This window comes from Bdellovibrio bacteriovorus, from assembly GCF_001592735.1.
Classification (GTDB): Bacteria; Bdellovibrionota; Bdellovibrionia; order Bdellovibrionales; family Bdellovibrionaceae; genus Bdellovibrio; species Bdellovibrio bacteriovorus_D.
The window spans coordinates 297,858-315,809 of record NZ_LUKE01000001.1 but is presented as its reverse complement, the minus strand read 5'-3'; the positions used below and the strand labels follow the sequence as shown (position 1 = coordinate 315,809).

Sequence of the window (17,952 nt, the reverse complement as noted above, 5' to 3'; positions counted from 1 at the left end):
CATGCAAGTATTGGTCTCGCAGTCAAAAATATGATATTCATGAACTCAAAGATCAAAGATACCAGGGTGGGGAGGATCAAAATGTCACAGTCAGAAACTCGCGGCTATGTTTTTAATCACACGATGTTAAGAGTGCGCGACCCGCAAGCCTCTTTGCGGTTTTACACGGACGTGCTGGGAATGACCTTGTTACGAAAGTTGGACTTCGCGGATTGGAAGTTTTCTCTTTTTTTCTTAGCTTATGTTCCGGAAGGCACTGCGATCCCTCAGGACAATGAAAAAAATGCGGCCTATACTTTTGGGCGTGAGGCGGTCTTAGAATTGACCCACAACTGGGGAACCGAAAGTGAAGAAACGACCCCTTATCATAACGGCAATACCGAGCCTCGCGGTTTTGGGCATATCTGTATTTCGGTCCCGGATATCCGTCAGGCCTGTGCGCGTTTTGAAAAAATGGGCGTGAACTTCCAAAAAAAACTAGGGGAGGGGGGGATGAAGAACATCGCTTTCATAAAAGACCCTGACAATTACTGGGTCGAGGTGGTACAACCCGGCCTTCTTTGATGAAAAAAGTTTTTCTGTTTATCCAGCGCTGGTTCTTTCGTTTGGGACTGATCTTTATGGTCGGCAGCCTGGGTTTGGTCTTACTTTATCGCTTCGTACCCGTCATCATCACGCCGTTGATGGTGCAAAGATCCGTGGAGTCTTTGTGGGGCGATCGTTGGGTGGGTATCAACAAGGACTGGGTTCCGTTAGAAGAAATCTCCCCCTCAATCTTGCGCGCGGTTTTAAAGGCCGAGGACTATCGATTTTTTGAGCACAATGGTTTTGACTTTGAAGCCATTCAAAAAGCAATGATTTATAATAAAACTCATCCCGGTAAGAAAAAAGGGGCGAGCACCATCAGTCAACAAACGGCCAAGAATGTGTTTTTGTGGCCTCGCAGAGATTGGCTGCGCAAGGGGCTGGAAGCTTACTTCACCGTTCTGATAGAGTTCACCTGGCCTAAAGAGCGCATCATGGAAGTCTATCTGAACGTGATTGAGTTGGGACCGGGGGTGTACGGGGTTGAGGCCGCGTCACAAAAGTACTTTAAGCGTTCGGCGAAATCTGTGAACTCACATCAAGCGTCGTTGATAGCGGCGGTTCTGCCCAATCCCCGGCGCTATCGCATCGAAAAGCCTTCCATTTACGTGATGGCTCGGCAACGGCGCATCTTGCGTCGAGTGTCGCCTGAAATGCCCAAAGAAAACAACACGCCTCTTTTTGATTTCTTAGATCTTAAGTTTGATTCAGAAGACGACGTCAATTAGGCTTTATCTATGAATAAAGCGACCCAGAAGAAAATGATAGATGCCATTGAAAGACGCGGATGTCTTTTGGTCTATCCCCTGGCAAATCAAAAAGAACCTGCCAGTCTGTGGTCAGAACTCTTTCCGAAAACCAAAATGCGCTGGGAATGGGATCAAAATGGCGATCAGCGCGTTTCCAACTTATGGATTTGGCGCGAAGAACTTTCGCGCAGCAAAGACGTGGTTTATGCCAAATGGTTTCGCAATCGCGCCACGTTTTTTTCTAAAGAAATTTTTATTTTTCTGCTTTCTTATTTGGGTTCGGCGCGGGACGAGGTGCCTTTAACTCGAGATTCCAAAGAAGCTTTAGATAGTTTTTTAATGGATTCTCCCCAATCAACAAAAGTAATTAAGGAAAACTTAGGCTGGCAGGGGAAGATGATGGAAAGCCATTACAACCGGGCCTTAAAGCCATTATGGAATTATCTTTTCTTGGTGGGATTTGGTGAAGTTCAAGATTCAAGTTTTCCGTCCCTTAATATGGCGGCCACCCAAAACATCTTTGAAGACTTGTGGCTGAAAGCGCAAGAGCTAGAGCCCGAAAAAGCGGAAAAGAAACTGCGCGAAGTTCTGGGTGAGGAGAATCTTTTCTTTAAACACGCAGTTAAACTCCGTAAGGCCCGAGGATGAGATTTTCTAGTGTCGGTCTGTTGGTATTTCTTTGGGGATTTGCGGCGGTGGCTTTAACTTCACCTCCGGCAGAAAAAAAGACCATCTACTGGCTTTTTTTTGAATTACCCGGAGCGGTGAATCTTACGGCGCAAAACGAACCTCCGGGTTATATCATGGAAATCTATTACCTGCTTAAAGACAAGATGCCCGAATATAAGCATCAGGTCATCGAAGTTCCTTTTCACCGCAGCTTGCAGCAAATGAAGCGAAAAAAAAGTGTCTGTTCCCTGATGATTTTAAAAAACCCGGATCGCGATCGGTATATGTATTTTGGAACTCCGTACATGGCGCCAATGCCGGCCGGGGTGATCGCGGGTAAAGACAACGCAAGGGTTTTAAAATACGTTAAGAATTCTAAAATCGAAGACATCGACAAAATGCTCGCGGATAAAAACTTGCAGTTTGGAAGTGTGGCCGATCGCTTTTACGGCAAAAAAATTTCTGACAGCTTACAAAAGCACGCGTCTTCGCGAGTCTTGTTGCGACAGGGAAGTTTGGCGGACCGAGAGCTGCGCAATCTTTTAAAACTTGGGCGTATCGATATCTACTTCGGATATCCCTTTGAAGCCGAAGGTAACCCCAAGGCGCAGTTCTATTTTGTCGGGGGCAATCACGAGCTTTTAGAGCCTCGTATCGGGTGCGAGAAAACGCCGTTTGGGGAAGAAGTGATTGCTAAGACCGAAGAGATACGCGTTAAGCACAAGCTTGATAAAGAGTTTTCCGCGATCCATGAACGGTTTTATCCTAAATCTATGCAGGAAGAATTCCGTCGCATGTCCAAAGGTCTTTAGCCTTAGGTCTAAGTCATATCCCTCCACTGATGACCTAGGTCTAAAAGTCGGGAAAATCTATTCATATCGCTCCTCGACCTTCCGAAAAGAAGATCATGAGTTACGCATCTGTATTTCGATCTATAGTCACCCGTTTTGGTGTGGAGTTATTTTTAACGGCTTTGTTTTGCGCCGTGGTGGTTTTCTTTGCGGAGTTTAAACCGCTCAGCTTTACTTCGCGCGAACCTAGCGAGGCGTTTTCTCAAGTTTTAGCGAAAGTTAAATCCAGTGTGGCGGAGGCGCAAGCTTCGGCAGATAGGTTCGTAAAGACTCCGCAAGAAAAAGAATTGCAAAAGTATAACGAGATCGTTTTAACGCTGAACTATGAGATGGGCCTGTTAACTAAGCATGCCCAACAAGAACCTCTCTTTAAAAAGAAAATTTCGCGATTAAATCAAGCTTTGCATGGCCATTTTGAGGAGGTCAACGGGGCTTTAAAGCGCCGTCAACAGGGACAAAAAGTGCGCATGCCAGCCAGTGTGTCGGTGGACGCGATATTTAGCCAAGAACCATCGGCCATAAGTATTCCGACCACGGATGATTTTTCGCCGCGATCTAAAATTATTCTCTCCGTGGTGGCGGGACTTTTTGCTTTGGCTTTGCTAGGCAGATTCTGGCAGCGCAAAGATCAAGCACGGCAGATTAAAAAGCTTTCGTCCTTGGGGCAAAAATCCATCCTTTTAGATACGATCCTAAATAGTATGAGTGAGGCTTTGATCGTCGTGGATCAGAACGGCTACTTCACGCATTACAATGCCGCGGCCCAGAGAATCATCGGCCCGCGTTTAAAAGAAATCGCCAGTGAAGTCAGTGCCGAAGAAATGGGTTTCCACTTGGCTCCCGAAGGTGAAGCGTTGAGCCTGCGTCAGCTGCCATTTCATAAAGCATTGCATGGCGAGACTTTAGATGACGCCGAGTTCTTTGTGCAAAACGAAACGCACCCGACAGGTGTCTATATCAGTTTAAGCAGCCGGTCGATTGGAACGATCGAAGGTGGCATTGGCGGGGCCTTGGTGGTCTTCCGCGATGTGACTCGTCGTAAAATGGTTGAACAAGAATGGCAACGTGCGCGTGAAGCGGCAGTCGAAGCATCATTAAAAAAATCAGACTTCTTAGCGGCAATGAGCCATGAAATCCGCACGCCCATGAATGGTGTCATCGGCATGACGACACTTCTTGCCGAAACGAAGTTAAGTTCAGAGCAGTCTGAATACGTGGGCGTGGTGAAAAGGTCGGCTGAATCCTTATTAATGCTGATCAATGATATTTTAGATTATTCCAAAATCGAAGCGGGTAAAGTTCGACTAGATCCAAAACCTTTTGATTTAGAATTTATGGTCAAAGATCTTATAGAGATCTTTAAACCTGCAGCGGGTGAAAAAAATCTGATGCTGTCCGTAGAAATGGCGAAACTGCGCCCTTGGTATTTTGTTGGGGATGGGGGGCGCTTGCGCCAGATCCTGACAAATCTGATGGGGAATGCGGTGAAGTTCACGCAAAAAGGGTCCGTGAATTTAGAGATCACTCAAGCTTTGGGCTTAGATGGCTCCATGCGCTTGCGTTTTGAAGTTCGCGATACTGGGCCAGGTATGAAAGAAGAAGAGCGTCGCGCGCTTTTCCAAAAATACTTTCAAACCACGGCGGGTCTTAAATATGGGGGGACCGGTTTAGGTCTTTCCATTTCTAAGCAGTTGGTGGACATGATGAAAGGTCAGATCGGTGTGGAGAGTGTGGTCGGTCTAGGGTCTACATTCTGGTTTGAGATTCATTTACCGACCGCGGCGGCACAAGATATTCCGCGCGCTCAAGAAGTCAAATTTGAAGAGCTTTTTCAAGGACACGTGCTTTTAGTTGAAGACCAAATCGTGAATCAAAAAGTCGCGCAAAGTTATTTGCAAAAACTGGGATTGAAGGTCGATGTGGCTTCTAACGGTCTTGTTGCTTGTGAAAAGGTCGCACAGAATTCTTATGATTTAGTTTTGATGGATTGCCAGATGCCAGTACTAAATGGTTTTGAGGCTACCAAACACATCCGCGCTAAAGGTCATAAGATGCCGATTCTGGCTTTGACGGCCGATGGTGGTGGTCAAGATCTGACCCGATATAAAGAAGCCGGTATGGATGATTATTTAGCGAAACCCTTAGAGCTTCCGCATCTGGTGCGTGCTTTAGAAAACTGGGTGGGATTAGCCCAAAATTCATTAGATGCTGCGGTCTTAGGCAAGCTTGAAACTTACATGGTTAAAGATCAAAGTCTGATCTCGGCATTGATTCATGATTTAGAGCATTCGGCGCCTGAATTAATTGATGCCATGGAAAAATCGCTTCAAGATCGGAACGTACAAACCTTCTCGGAAGCGGCGCACGCATTGAAATCGGCGAGCGCTACTTTGGGGGCAAAAAAATTAGCAGAGTTATGTGAAACGGCGGAAGGCCTTAAAGATTTAAAAATCGGCGACCAACTGCTTTCACAAATCCAGGCTCAATTCAAAAAAAGCTTGGCGGACTTAAAAGATTATCGAATGCAAAAAGCAAGTTAATATAAAGCTTCGCGAAGGATGAAGGGAGGAAGCTTTGGCACGGATACTTATCGTAGACGATCAAAAAAGTGTACTTCTGACATTGGAAGCTTTGTTGACGGGGGCGGGGTACGCTGTTATTGCCTGTACCAATGCGCTGGATGCTCTTAAAGTCTTAACCAGCGAACCTATGGATTTGCTTATTACGGATGCGATTATGCCTGGTGGTGCTGATGGTTATGCCTTGACCCGCACTGTTCGTAAAGAACCCGCTTTGGCGAAACTTCCGGTGATCTTGTTGACGGGGAAACGTGAAAAAGAAGACGTTGAAAAAGGTATTGAATCTGGGGTGAACGATTATGTCGTGAAGCCTCTAGATCCAGAACTTCTGTTGGCAAAAATTCAGAATCTTTTAAAAACTAAGCCCGAAGAATCGGCCCACTTTGCCCAGGCCCGCGTTCATTATCAAGCCGAGTGGGACACGAAAACCGAGATCACTTCGGTGTCGGAACTGGGGATGGACTTTAAAAGTCTCGTCCCGATGCCTTTGGGTAAAATTCTGCGCGTTCACTCTAGCATTTTCGGGGACGTTGGTATTCGCGAAGTGGCGGTCCGGGTAGATCACTGCGAAGAGATTACGGGTGTGGACGGATTTTATAAAATCACCACCCATTTTGTTGGGATTACAGAGAAAGAATTATCTCCATTAAGACTTTGGATCCGTGCAAAACGAACGTTTTAAGCCAATAGCCTTGTGAGTTCAAAATAAATTATTATTTATCCCTATGTTGCGCGATAGCAAACTGTTACCTTGCATGCTTTTTCATTTTTGCCCTCGATGCCGTACCCCTTTTCATGAATTGGAGTAGAATAATTATATAAAAACATGTTTTGCTTTGAATTGTTTTAGGGGGAATCTATGAACTTCGTGGGCGGAACTAAGACCCTGGTGAAAGTCATTCAAGACTTGTCAGCAGCGCGCACCTTAGATGATGTCACGTCCTTGGTAAGAAAAGCCGCGCGAGAAATCGCGGAAGCCGATGGCGCTACATTTGTTTTGCGCGACGGCGATATGTGTTCTTACGTTGATGAAGATGCCATTGCGCCCTTGTGGAAAGGGCAGAAATTCCCCATGAGTGCTTGCGTTAGTGGTTGGGCGATGCTCAATAAGGCCCAAGCGGTCATTCCTGACATATATAAAGACGCGCGCGTTCCTATAGATGCTTATCGCCCGACATTCGTGAAAAGCATGGCGATGACGCCGATTCGTAAAGAAGCTCCTATCGGCGCTATCGGCACTTATTGGAAGACTGTGCGTGCGCCGAGCGAAGAACAAAAGGAACTTTTGCAGGCCTTGGCCGATTCGGTTTCCGTTGCCATGGAAAACTTAAATCTTTATGAAAGTTTGAATTCAAAAATTGTAGAACTTCGAAAATCCAATCAAGCCAAGGATGAGTTCTTAATGAACGTCTCTCACGAGTTAAGAACGCCGTTAAATTCTATCTTGGGCTGGTCTGACATTTTGGTTCAAGATCAATTAGAGGGCGAAGAATTACGCTTAGGCTTAGATACCATTCAACGCAATGCTCGCAATCAGTTAAAAATTGTCGAAGATCTTTTGGATTCTTCGCGCATCCTGGTTGGGCGTGTCCATCTAGAAAAAATCCCGATTGATCTTTGTCAGATTGTGAATCAATCCATCATGGCTCTGAAGTCTGAAATTCAAAAAAAACAATTGAAGTTCGAGGTCCGATCTTCCTTAAATACCGCGGTGATTAAGGCCGATCTCGTACGAGTTCGTCAAATCATTGATAACGTTATTATGAACGCGATCAAGTTTTCCTTTAATGGTGGTTCCGTGTGGGTCCATATTGATAAAAAAGGACCTGATGTTGAGTTAGCCATCAAAGATGAGGGGAGTGGTATTGAATCCGACTTTTTACCTCACGTTTTTGAAAGATTGCAACAAGGCGATAACTCAAGCACCCGCAAGTATGGCGGCTTGGGATTGGGCCTTTCGATTGCCAAACATCTTACAGAAGCTTTTGATGGTGAAATTAAGGCGGAAAGCGCCGGGCCAGGTTTAGGGGCGACTTTTCGCTTGCAGTTTCCTTTGTATGATTTTGATCTGAAGGCCGTCGCACCTGCCGCAGATGTTTTGGATAAAAAAGCTCTGCAAGGAATTAAGGTTTTGGTAGTAGATGATGACAACGACTCCCGTCACATTGTTGAAAGGGTTTTGAAAAACTATGGCGCAGAGGTTGCCGGTGTGGAGTCGGTGTCGGAGGCTTTAAAGGCGAAAGATGATTATGAGGTCATTGTCTGTGATTTGAGTATGCCCGAAGAAGATGGTTTCTCTTTAGCCCATAAAATTCGTGAAGGACGCACTCAATTTGGAATGAAAATCCCGCTGGTGGCTTTGACGGCATTTACGGATAAAGCTAATGAAAAAAAAGCTCTGGAAGAAGGCTTTGATCGATTTATGGGAAAACCATTTAATGTGAAAAATCTTATCAGCAACGTCGTGCAGCTGCGCGAATCTTTACATTAAAAAAGACCGAAGAGCCAGTCTTCGGTCTTTTCATTGTTCTGAAGGGACCTATTTATTGGCAAATAGGCAGAGCGCGAACCATGGATGCGATTTCGTTTGTCTTCCCGTACTTACCGCCCACTTTAAGGACGGCCCAGTAAACGCCAGAACTTAATTTTATCGACCCTTTTCGTGCGACCTGACGAGCTAAGATTCCAACTCCGCAGTGAAGATTTTTATAAGGATCAAGAATGGTCTTCTTTGGATCTGTACCGCTTAAGTTTCTATCTTGGCTCCAATCAAAATCACAGAATGTGTAACCCGTTTCATCTTGATAGGAAAGTTGCAGTAAACCCTCAGACCAAACTTGGCTGCCGGTCACGGGATCAATACCCATAGTGGTTTCTCTCATACGAGAAGTCGCTTTGTAACCACTTTCGTACTTAGCCATGGCCACGACCAGTTGAGCCCAAACATTGGCGCGATCTTGCGACCCGAGTTCATAATAATGAGGGCAAAAGTCTTTGATGTCGGAAGATCCGGCAAGCAAAGTGTTCCAATCTTCCATAACAAGCTTTACCAGGTATTTGGACCAAGCATCTCTTTCTGGGTAAGAAGAGTTGGTCCAAGCTAAATCCATGACCTTATAGCCACTCGCGGGTGGATTTGTGGGTGCCGGAGTGGGGGTCGGCTTTACCACCGGTCCCGTCCCTCCTTTGTCGGTAACGGCCCAGATCAAGCTTCCGCCTTTAAGATATTTAACAACCGCATCGCGATTGTCCATGGAGACCGCCGGGCATCCCCAGCTGCGGCCTTGAATGACGTTAGATTCTTGAACGTAAGATGCTCCGTGGATCACCACCGCACGACGACGCGCATTTGAGTTCGTCGCAGAAAGGCCGTCTAACCTAAGTGAAAGGCCGTGGCTGCCGGTGTAAGTTTCTGCGGCTTTGTAAGCTCCAAGGGAGCTGGCATTTGAGCCTGAAACATTACTAAATTTTTCCGCGAATCCATCGTGGTTTGAGTCCGAACCTTTGCCGTGAGCGACGTGAATGGCCCAAACAGCGCCCGATTTTATATTGATAATATAGAAGCGTTTTTCTTTTGAACTCTGCGCGAAGTTGATGACCGAAATATAGTTTTGGTTATTAAACTTTGCCTTGTTCTTATTAAAGTACAAAAGTGCGTCTTTTAAGGCTTGAGTTGGAACGATGTTTGTTGGATCGATATGCGCGTAAGAAGCAAGAATGGCGTCTTCTTCAGCTTCGCTATAGTCGGGATCTGCTCCCGTTATTTTTTCAGTTGTATCGGGCGTATCAACGATTTGTTCGACGGTTTCATCGTCAGGAAGAGTCACGGTGTCACCGTGTTGAGCTCCGCAGGCGGCTAAGGCCAGGGAAGCTGTCATAAGGAGCGCGATGCTGAAACGTGAGAAGAATGTTTGTGGATTTTCATTCGTCACTAAATTTCCTCCGTTTAAAGTCTTGTGTGCGTGGACAAAGACTACGAGAGGTTCATTACGTGTGGGTAAATTTCATAACAAAGTTGCAAAGATCATGACCTTCCTACGGGAAGGTTCGGAGAATGGCTCAGGAAGCACGCGACAGAGGTATTAACAAATATGAGTGGATTCGTTTTTAGATCTTAAAATTCATTGAGATCTGGGATGTGAGGCCTTAAGTTTGCCATTGGAGCGGGGGCAACTCTGCGCCGCCTTCTTCGTTGAGATGTCGAATGATCGCTTGAGAGATCTCAGGAGCGTTGATGTCGTCTGGTTCGTGAGCAAAATAGAACACGCGGGAAAGGCCTTGCGCACACCACGCCGCAAACTTTTCAGACCATGCCAGAGCACGAGTAAAATCCGTAGGATGCAGGTTGTTGCCGATGAATCGCAGCATCACAAAATCGGCGGTGAGTGAGGTGTGTAAGAGATCTCGGCGCCCGGCCACGTCGGTGATGACGACGCTGATTTTTTTAGTGCGAAGATATTTTTCAAGAGCCGGTAAAATGCGGGGTCCTTCAAACCAAGAGGCGTGACGAAATTCGATGGCCAATTCAAATTCCCCGGGCCACTGTTCTAAGAAATGAAAGAGCGTGGCTTTTTTAGAATAATCAAAATAGGGAGGCATCTGAATAAAACAAGGCCCCCGGTTGTCTTTAAGTTCATTTAGAAAATAAAACCATTCTTGCAGAAGTTTTTTATCTAAAAGCCCGCCCGCAGCGTGGGAGATGCCTTGGAATACTTTAGGGCAAAAGATGAAGTCAGAGCGATCGGCTACTTGCTCGCGCCACTTCGTGGCTTGATCGGCTGTGGGGATGCGGTAATGAGTTGTATTGAGCTCAATGGTATTAAAGCTTTTTGCATAACGAGAGAGATAGTCGGCGGGCTTGGTGCCAATCGCATATATCTTACCCACCCATTCCTTGTGGCCCCACGCAGGGGTGCCGATATAAAACTTAGGCGCGGTTTTGCGAGGGAGGCCCCTAAGAAATGTCATCGATTCTTCACGATCTTTAGGAAGACTCCAATCTATGCCATCGATGTTTGCAAGCTTACCAAATTCCATGCTTGCAATGTATCCGTCTCAAATCGCTAAATCAATTGCTCTAGTTTTTTTAAAGGGCAATATGCATTGAAGTTTTAATCTAGATCATCTAGATTAGCGGCATGAGAGTTATTGAGCATCTTGCGAAGGCCCAAGGGCCTTTATTCAGTTATGAAATCGTTCCTCCCCCGCGCGGACGTAGCGTTAAAGACATTATCGAAGTCGTGAAAGTTTTGGCTCCCCTTGAGCCACCCTGGATTGATGTGACGTCCCATAGCTCGACGACCTACTATCAAGAAAAGTTGGATGGTTCGATTCAAAAACGCACGCTGCGTAAGCGTCCGGGGACTTTAGGTATTTGCGGCATTATTCAGAATCGCTTTAAAATCGACACCGTCGCCCATATTTTGTGCTTAGGTTTTAGTCGTGAAGAGACCGAAGATGCTTTGATTGAGCTGAGCTTCCTAGGTATTGAGAACGTGTTGGCTTTGCGTGGCGATATGCCGAACTTTCAGAAGCCAGCGCGTATGGATCGTACCACAAATTCTTATGCCGCCGATTTAGTGGCGCAGATTCGTGATCTGAACGAGGGGCGCTTTTTAGATGAACTAGATCGCGCGGATGCATTGGGTTTCTGTGTCGGTGTGGCCGGGTATCCCGAAAAGCATTTCGAAGCGCCTAGTTTAAAACTGGATATCATGAACTTAAAAAAGAAAGTCGATGCCGGCGCTGATTACGTGGTCACACAGATGTTTTTTGATAACCAAAAATATTACGCTTTCGTGGAAGCCTGCCGAGAGGCAGGGATCACCGTACCGATCATTCCAGGGATCAAGATATTAAAATCCGCAAATCAGCTAAAAAGTGTTCCTAAGAATTTTTATATAGATCTGCCAGATACGCTGGCCGAGGAAGTTCACCAAAATCCGCAACACGCCGAAGAGATCGGCAAGCGTTGGGCACAGAAACAAGCCGAAGATCTTTTAAATTCAGGCGCACCGGGCGTGCACTTTTATGTTCTTAATGACGTTCACTCGGTGGCCGAAATCGTTCGCAAAATTAAGTAGGTCCTATGAAAAAATCCGTATTGCTCAAGGAGCTTGAGCAAACCTTGAAAGAAAGAATCTTATTCCTGGATGGCGCCATGGGGACCGTGGTGCAGCTTTATAAACTTCAAGAAGCGGATTTCCGAGGCGAGCGTTTTAAAAATCACCCGAGTGATTTAAAAGGTAATAACGACCTTTTGGTTTTAACTAAGCCCGAAGTGATCTATGAAATCCACACTCATTATTTGCAAGCCGGTGCGGACATCATCGAGACAAACACGTTTAATGGCACAACGATTTCTCAAGCGGACTACGGGCTTTCTGCACTTGCTTACGAGATGAATGTAGAAGCGGCACGTTTGGCCAAGAAAGCCTGTGATGATCATTTTAAAAAAACGGGCAAACGCGCTTATGTCGCCGGCGCCTTGGGGCCGACAAATAAAACCGCGTCTTTAAGTCCGGATGTGAATAACCCCGGTTTTCGTGCGATCAGCTTTGATGAATTAAAAACGGCTTATAAAGAACAAGCCCTGGGACTTTTAGAAGGTGGCGCGGATATTCTTTTACCGGAAACCACCTTTGATACTTTGAATTTGAAAGCGGCCTTGTTTGCAATTTCTGAAATCGAAGAAGAGCGTGGCGAAAAATTGCCTTTGATGCTGTCGGTAACGATCACAGATCTTTCCGGTCGAACACTGTCAGGTCAAACCGTCGAAGCTTTCTGGAATTCGGTCCGCCATTCAAAACCTTTGAGTGTCGGGATCAACTGCGCCTTAGGAGCTAAAGAAATGCATCCCTATATTCGTGAGCTCGCTCGCGTGGCGGATTGTTATATTTCATGTTATCCCAACGCGGGTTTACCTAATCCACTAAGTCCCACGGGTTATGATGAAACTCCAGAATCCATCGCCTATCAGTTAAGCCTGATGAGCGAAGAGGGAATTGTGAATGTGGTGGGGGGGTGTTGTGGGACCACACCCAAGCATATTGCCAAGATCGCTGAAGTTTTAGGTAAGCATAAGCCCCACGCACGCACAGAGATTGCGGGCGCGCAGCGCTTAAGTGGACTTGAACCGTACAATCTTTCTTGGGATCAAGTGCGCAGCTTTGTGATGGTGGGTGAACGCACCAATGTCACTGGCTCGCCGAAGTTTGCCAAATTGATTAAAGAAAACAAATACGAAGAAGCCGTGAATGTGGCGCGCAGCCAGGTTGAAAATGGTGCTAATATCATCGACGTCAATTTTGACGAAGGTATGATTGATGGCCCCGAGGCGATGACGAAGTTTTTAAACTTGTTAGCGGCAGAGCCTGATGTCGCCAAAGTTCCCGTCATGGTGGACTCTTCAAAATGGGATGTGCTTGAAGCGGGATTAAAATGTCTTCAAGGCAAGCCTGTGGTGAACTCTATTTCCCTTAAAGAGGGGGAAGAGGAATTCTTGCGTCAGGCACGCTTGTTACAACGTTATGGCGCAGCCGTTGTGATCATGGCCTTTGATGAAAAAGGTCAAGCTGTCAGCAAAGACGATAAGGTTCGTATTTGTGAACGGGCTTATAAGTTATTAACTGAAAAATTAGATTTCGATCCCCATGATATTATCTTTGATGCCAACATTCTGACGGTCGCCACCGGCATGGATGAACACAATAGTTACGGTGTTGATTTTATCGAAGCCGTCAGCGAAATCAAAAAACGTTGCCCCGGGGTTCTCACCTCGGGTGGGGTTTCAAATTTAAGTTTTAGCTTCCGCGGAAATAATAAAGTGCGCGAAGCCATGCACGCCGTATTTTTATATCACGCTCATAAAGCGGGATTGGATATGGGGATCGTGAATGCCGGGATGTTGGAAGTTTATGAAGAAATCCCGGAAAAATTGCGTGAGCTTGTGGAAGCGGTGGTCTTAAATAAACACCCGCAGGCGGCCGAAGATCTTTTAAAGATGGCTGAGTCTTTTAAAGAATCAAAAACGGCTCACGAGGTCGTCAGTGAAGAGTGGCGCAAGGGAACCTTGCAAGAGCGTGTGACTCATTCTTTGGTTAAAGGTATTGATGCCTACATCGTGGAAGACACAGAGGAAGCTCGAAAAACTTTGGGACGCCCCTTGGATGTCATTGAAGGCCATTTGATGGAGGGCATGAAGGTCGTGGGACGACTTTTCGGTGAAGGGAAGATGTTCTTACCCCAGGTGGTAAAAAGTGCGCGCGTGATGAAAAAAGCGGTGGCGTATTTAGAGCCCTTTATGGAAGAAGAAAAGAAATCCAAAAGTGGCTTACAAAGCCAGGGAACTTTTGTTATCGCCACGGTGAAAGGGGATGTCCACGATATCGGTAAAAACATCGTATCGGTGGTGCTGGCTTGTAACGGTTATAAAGTCGTCGACTTAGGAGTGATGACTCCGGTGCCTGAAATCTTAAAGGCGATCAAAGAACATAACGCCGATATGGTGGGTTTAAGTGGTCTTATTACGCCGTCGCTAGATGAAATGATTTTTGACCTGCAAGTTTTTGAAAAAGAAGGCTTAAAAATCCCGGTGCTAATCGGGGGCGCGACCACCAGTAAAGTGCACACGGCGGTGAAGCTAGATCCACATTACTCTGGGGTGGTGGCGCATGTGGCGGATGCTTCGCTGGTGGTGGAAGCTTGCAATAAGCTTTTAAGCCCGAACACCAAAGAGGCTTACACGCTGGAATCAAAAAAGAAAAACCAGGCCTTGCGCGAAGACTATTTAAAAAATTCTGAAGCCCAAGAAAGTGTCAGCCTAGAAGAGGCGCGACTTAAAAAATTCCAAAGCGATTGGGCTCAGGTGGATATTAAAACACCTTCCCGCCAAGGGGTTTTTGAAGTGCCGCTTTCTATCTCTGAGCTTGCAAAATATATCGACTGGGGGCCATTTTTCTGGGCGTGGGAACTCAAAGGCAGCTTCCCTCAGATTTTAAAATCACCCAAATACGGCGAAGAAGCCCAAAAGCTTTATGATGACGCGCAAAAGTTATTAAACCGTTTGATCAGCGAAAACCGCGTGAAGCCGCGCGCACTGGTCGGGGTTTTTCCGGCCCATGCGGAAGATGAAAATGTTTTTGTAAAACATCAAAATGAAACGATGAGCCTGCACTTTGACCGTCAGACGCGTAAAAAAGTCGTGAACAATGATATTTATTATTCATTGGCCGATTTTGTTGCGCCGGAAAAATCGGGCCGCGCAGATCACTTGGGACTCTTTGTCGTCACGGCGGGATCAGAAATCGACGCCATGGCTAAAGAGTTTGAAAAAGATCATGACGATTATTCTTCGATCTTGGTGAAAGCCGTGGGGGATCGCTTGGCGGAGGCCGCCGCCGAGTACACTCACAAATGGATGCGGGAAAATTTTGGCATTCAAGAAAATTTGTCTCGCGAAGATTTGATCGCCGAAAAATATCGGGGCATTCGTCCCGCGCCAGGATACCCGGCGTGTCCAGATCATTCCGAGAAACTTAAAATCTGGAAGCTTTTAAAGCCCGCAGAAACCATCGGTGTTTCCTTAACGGAAAACTTTGCGATGAATCCGCCGCCTAGCGTGTCTGGATATTATTTCATGCATCCGGATGCGAAGTACTTTGCTATTTAGCCGGAACAAGTCTAGAGATCTGTCCATCGTCGGTCGAAACATACAAATGTCCGTCAGGGCCCGTGCGCACGTTGCGAAAACGGGCTATGCCAGAAAGCAGCTCTTCTTGTTGTATCACTTTGTTGTCTTTGATGACCAAGCGACGCAAATGCTGACCACTTAAGTTCGCTAAGAAAGCATTGTTTTTCCATGTGGGGAAAGAACTGCCCGTGTAAAAGGTCAAAGCAGACGGTGAAATCGAAGGCACCCAGTAGACCAAGGGCTGCTCCATGCCTTCTTTTTTCTCTTCACCGATTTTAGGTCCCCAGTATTCTCGTCCATAAGTGATGACAGGCCAGCCATAGTTTTTGCCTTTAGCGATGATATTGATTTCATCGCCACCGCGCGGGCCCATTTCGGCTTCCCACAGCTCTTTGGTTTCGGGGTGTGTGGTTAAGCCTTGGGGACTGCGAACGCCCAGGGCCCAGATTTCAGGCTTGGCATTTTTAGTTTTAACAAAAGGATTGTCTTGGGGAACGGATCCATCTTCTTTGATGCGCATCACTTTTCCCATATGAAAGCTTAAATCCTGCACGCGCGGTCTTTCACCGCGATCGCCCACCGCAAAAAAGATATGTCCGGCATTATCAAACTCAATGCGTGAGCCGAAGTGTTCACCATTTTTACTTTCCGAATGAGCGATAAAAAGACGCTTAACGTTAGTTAACTTGTTGCTATCCAGAGTGGCGCGCCCCACGGCGGTGGTGCCACCTTTATTTAAAGGCATCGCATAGGTAAAAAAGATTTCGTTTTTATTTGTCGGATGAACGCGCACATCTAACATGCCGCCTTGTCCTTGGGCCCATACCTCGGGGGTGCCAGTGAGTGGGGTGACTTGCTTGGTGGCGGGATCAAAAGTGTTTATAGTTCCACGGCGTTCCGTGAAAATGATTTTTCCGTCGCTTAAAAAATCAAAGCCCCAAATGGCGTCCGAACGTTTCATTAAGTTTTCATAGCGAAATTTAAGACCGGCTGACTCATAAACCTTGCCAGCAGAATCTTGAGCGTACGCAAAGGGGCTAAAATTCAAAAGAAGAATTAACAGGGATAAAACAGACTTCATACAAAAAACTCCTTTTAAAGTATTCCGTATTTAAGCAGGAAATCAGTCCCGGAGCATCTGATATCACAGATGCTATTTAGCAAATAAGGACCGGAAAATTTACGAGCTGGCACTTGAATAGAATCTTAAAGCGAATTTCCAGAAGCGGTGAGAAAGATAAACTAATAAGATGGCTAAAATAAAAACCCAAGCAAAAAGACCGAAATTCGGTGGTTCAAGTAACGCCCGCGCCGGCACACTGGCAATCACGCCCACGGGAAGTGCTGTGAGCAAGAAATATTTTAACCAGGGCGTGTACATTGAATCCGGGCGCATTCCCAAACGATAAAGCTGAAACCAGATAAATTGCAGGTTTTCAGAGCGAGCAAAGATCACGGCCGTCGCCGCCATAAAAAATCGCATGGCGTAAAGTGCAACGAGCCCACAAGGGATTAAATATAATAACCACGCCAAACGGATCCATTCAAAGCTGGGCAGCTGAATCAAACTGTAAATAAACCAACTAAGACCAATTAAAAGATTCCCGATCATCGCGGTGGAGGCTTTTTGTAAGCTGATCATAAATTGCGAATTCACGGGCTTGGCTAATAAAAGATCCAAATCTCCTTTGCGCACTTTTTCGGACATTTGATCAAGGTTTTCTGACAGGATGATCATATAAATCCCGTCGACAACAAACATCACCCCTAAGAAAACGCGCATTTGCTCTAAATTCCAGTCGCCGATTTTAGGCGTGTGCAGGAACAGAACCTCGAAAGTTACAATCTGCGCGATATACCAAAAGATATCCGTCGCGATCCGAGTCAAAAAATTCACGCGATATTCTAGGTCGGCAATAAAGCTTGTGCGAAACAGGGCGCCGTACAAAGAGAAATACTTTATCAGTGTTTTCATCTAAGCCCCTGTCCCGGCGTAAATATGGACCCCTTTGCGCCACATCCATAAACCCAGGGCGTTGACTAAAATCAGTGCGATAGAAATCGAAACAAAAGAGTTCATGACGGACCCCACACCCAGGCGTCCCGTCAAGTATCCGACTGGAACATACACACCCGCACTGAACGGAAGGGTGATGACGATAGTTTTCATCGGTTCTGGCATCAGGTCTAACGGGAAAAGCTCGCCGGTGAAAAGCCACAGGGCTAAGTTTTTAGCACCCGTGAAGGCATAAACTTTATTTAAATAAAAGGCACATGACGCAATCACAAAGCTGATCGAATGCACCAAAATCAAATAGTAAAATTCCAAAGCAAATGCCAGAGGCAGACGCGAAAATTTCGTTGGCAAATCAAAAATAAGGACCGCCAAAAGAGGCACCATCATTGAGCAGGCCGTCGTGATCACTTTGTATCCCATAAGTTGGGAAAAATAGTATTCATAGAAGGTCATCGGGCGAGTCAAAAGACTGTTGATACTGCCCGAATCAATTTCTTGAATCATGCGATATTCATACATCCAGCTGGTGCAGATACGGGCAAAGAAGGCCCCCCACAGGGCATAAGCTAGGTAGTACTCTTTTGAAAATCCGGCAATTTCCGTTGTCGCCGCACTTTTAAAGACCGCATACCAAAGCAGCATTTCTATGCAAGTAGTCAATGTGGGCTGCAAAATGGCGTCGACGAAATAGTTCAGTCGATACTCCAAATTGGAGACGATCGCGAGCTTCGCAAAAGCGAAATTACGTCGTAACAAGGACAAAAAAGCCAGCTTCGAGGATCTCATAGATTTGTTATAAATCCGAAGGGGA

Annotated in this window: 14 protein-coding genes; 9 read left to right on the top strand and 5 right to left on the bottom strand. The window is 46.1% G+C overall.

Annotated features, from left to right (window positions below):
- Positions 1-81 precede the first annotated feature (81 nt).
- The 7 genes from gloA to AZI86_RS01480 all read left to right on the top strand — a co-directional run bounded on the left by gloA (position 82) and on the right by AZI86_RS01480 (position 7,924).
- Positions 82-564 carry a lactoylglutathione lyase gene (gene gloA / locus AZI86_RS01510; protein ID WP_081111744.1) on the top strand — a complete coding sequence of 161 codons (483 nt, stop codon included), beginning with the start codon at positions 82-84 and terminating at the stop codon, positions 562-564.
- Complete coding sequence (mtgA, locus tag AZI86_RS01505; protein WP_061833321.1) at positions 564-1,313, top strand: monofunctional biosynthetic peptidoglycan transglycosylase; 750 nt, start codon at positions 564-566, stop codon at positions 1,311-1,313. Before gloA ends, mtgA begins: the two co-directional genes overlap by 1 nt.
- Positions 1,314-1,322: 9 nt before the next feature.
- On the top strand, positions 1,323-1,982 hold the full coding sequence (locus AZI86_RS01500; RefSeq protein ID WP_061833320.1) for an AlkZ-related protein: 660 nt from the start codon (positions 1,323-1,325) through the stop codon (positions 1,980-1,982).
- Positions 1,979-2,815 carry a hypothetical protein gene (locus tag AZI86_RS01495; RefSeq protein ID WP_061833319.1) on the top strand — a complete coding sequence of 279 codons (837 nt, stop codon included), beginning with the start codon at positions 1,979-1,981 and terminating at the stop codon, positions 2,813-2,815. Before AZI86_RS01500 ends, AZI86_RS01495 begins: the two co-directional genes overlap by 4 nt.
- A 95-nt stretch (positions 2,816-2,910) precedes the next feature.
- Positions 2,911-5,394, top strand: coding sequence for a response regulator (locus AZI86_RS01490; protein ID WP_061833318.1), 2,484 nt, complete (start codon positions 2,911-2,913; stop codon positions 5,392-5,394).
- Positions 5,395-5,428: 34 nt separating this feature from the next.
- On the top strand, positions 5,429-6,115 hold the full coding sequence (locus AZI86_RS01485; RefSeq protein ID WP_061833317.1) for a response regulator: 687 nt from the start codon (positions 5,429-5,431) through the stop codon (positions 6,113-6,115).
- Between the two features lie 177 nt (positions 6,116-6,292).
- Complete coding sequence (locus AZI86_RS01480) at positions 6,293-7,924, top strand: hybrid sensor histidine kinase/response regulator (protein ID WP_061833316.1); 1,632 nt, start codon at positions 6,293-6,295, stop codon at positions 7,922-7,924.
- A gap of 52 nt (positions 7,925-7,976) precedes the next feature.
- Here AZI86_RS01480 and AZI86_RS19405 read toward each other — a convergent pair whose 3' ends face one another.
- Together AZI86_RS19405 and AZI86_RS01470 are read right to left on the bottom strand one after the other, a co-directional pair.
- Positions 7,977-9,311 (bottom strand): murein L,D-transpeptidase catalytic domain family protein, encoded by a 1,335-nt coding sequence (locus AZI86_RS19405; RefSeq protein ID WP_253715568.1) that lies wholly within the window; start codon positions 9,309-9,311, stop codon positions 7,977-7,979.
- 268 nt (positions 9,312-9,579) lie between these two features.
- A complete protein-coding gene (locus AZI86_RS01470; RefSeq protein WP_061833315.1) occupies positions 9,580-10,470 on the bottom strand; it encodes a DUF72 domain-containing protein in 891 nt (296 codons plus the stop codon).
- Between the two features lie 101 nt (positions 10,471-10,571).
- Between AZI86_RS01470 and AZI86_RS01465 the strand changes: the two genes are divergently transcribed.
- Positions 10,572-11,516, top strand: coding sequence for a methylenetetrahydrofolate reductase (locus tag AZI86_RS01465; protein ID WP_061833314.1), 945 nt, complete (start codon positions 10,572-10,574; stop codon positions 11,514-11,516).
- Positions 11,517-11,521: 5 nt separating this feature from the next.
- Positions 11,522-15,103, top strand: coding sequence for a methionine synthase (gene metH / locus AZI86_RS01460; protein ID WP_081111743.1), 3,582 nt, complete (start codon positions 11,522-11,524; stop codon positions 15,101-15,103).
- Here the strand turns inward: metH and AZI86_RS01455 are convergent.
- From AZI86_RS01455 to AZI86_RS01445, 3 genes are all read right to left on the bottom strand, one after another.
- The gene (locus AZI86_RS01455) at positions 15,096-16,205 is read right to left on the bottom strand and encodes a PQQ-dependent sugar dehydrogenase (RefSeq protein WP_061833313.1); all 1,110 of its coding nucleotides are present in this window, start codon (positions 16,203-16,205) and stop codon (positions 15,096-15,098) included. The two genes, metH and AZI86_RS01455, sit on opposite strands and share 8 nt — an antisense overlap.
- Positions 16,206-16,304: 99 nt before the next feature.
- On the bottom strand, positions 16,305-17,099 hold the full coding sequence (locus AZI86_RS01450; protein WP_061833312.1) for an ABC transporter permease: 795 nt from the start codon (positions 17,097-17,099) through the stop codon (positions 16,305-16,307).
- The gene (locus AZI86_RS01445) at positions 17,100-17,927 is read right to left on the bottom strand and encodes an ABC transporter permease (RefSeq protein ID WP_096000869.1); all 828 of its coding nucleotides are present in this window, start codon (positions 17,925-17,927) and stop codon (positions 17,100-17,102) included.
- Positions 17,928-17,952: the final 25 nt, after the last annotated feature.

Coding starts and splice junctions, on each gene's coding strand:
- AZI86_RS01465 (WP_061833314.1), top strand. CDS start 10,572: ATGAGAGTTATTGAGCATCTTGCGAAGGCCCAAGGGCCTTTATTCAGT.
- AZI86_RS01495 (WP_061833319.1), top strand. CDS start 1,979: ATGAGATTTTCTAGTGTCGGTCTGTTGGTATTTCTTTGGGGATTTGCG.
- AZI86_RS01500 (WP_061833320.1), top strand. CDS start 1,323: ATGAATAAAGCGACCCAGAAGAAAATGATAGATGCCATTGAAAGACGC.
- AZI86_RS01445 (WP_096000869.1), bottom strand. CDS start 17,927: ATGAGATCCTCGAAGCTGGCTTTTTTGTCCTTGTTACGACGTAATTTC.
- AZI86_RS01480 (WP_061833316.1), top strand. CDS start 6,293: ATGAACTTCGTGGGCGGAACTAAGACCCTGGTGAAAGTCATTCAAGAC.
- AZI86_RS19405 (WP_253715568.1), bottom strand. CDS start 9,311: ATGACAGCTTCCCTGGCCTTAGCCGCCTGCGGAGCTCAACACGGTGAC.
- mtgA (WP_061833321.1), top strand. CDS start 564: ATGAAAAAAGTTTTTCTGTTTATCCAGCGCTGGTTCTTTCGTTTGGGA.
- AZI86_RS01455 (WP_061833313.1), bottom strand. CDS start 16,205: ATGAAGTCTGTTTTATCCCTGTTAATTCTTCTTTTGAATTTTAGCCCC.
- metH (WP_081111743.1), top strand. CDS start 11,522: ATGAAAAAATCCGTATTGCTCAAGGAGCTTGAGCAAACCTTGAAAGAA.
- gloA (WP_081111744.1), top strand. CDS start 82: ATGTCACAGTCAGAAACTCGCGGCTATGTTTTTAATCACACGATGTTA.
- AZI86_RS01470 (WP_061833315.1), bottom strand. CDS start 10,470: ATGGAATTTGGTAAGCTTGCAAACATCGATGGCATAGATTGGAGTCTT.
- AZI86_RS01490 (WP_061833318.1), top strand. CDS start 2,911: ATGAGTTACGCATCTGTATTTCGATCTATAGTCACCCGTTTTGGTGTG.
- AZI86_RS01450 (WP_061833312.1), bottom strand. CDS start 17,099: ATGAAAACACTGATAAAGTATTTCTCTTTGTACGGCGCCCTGTTTCGC.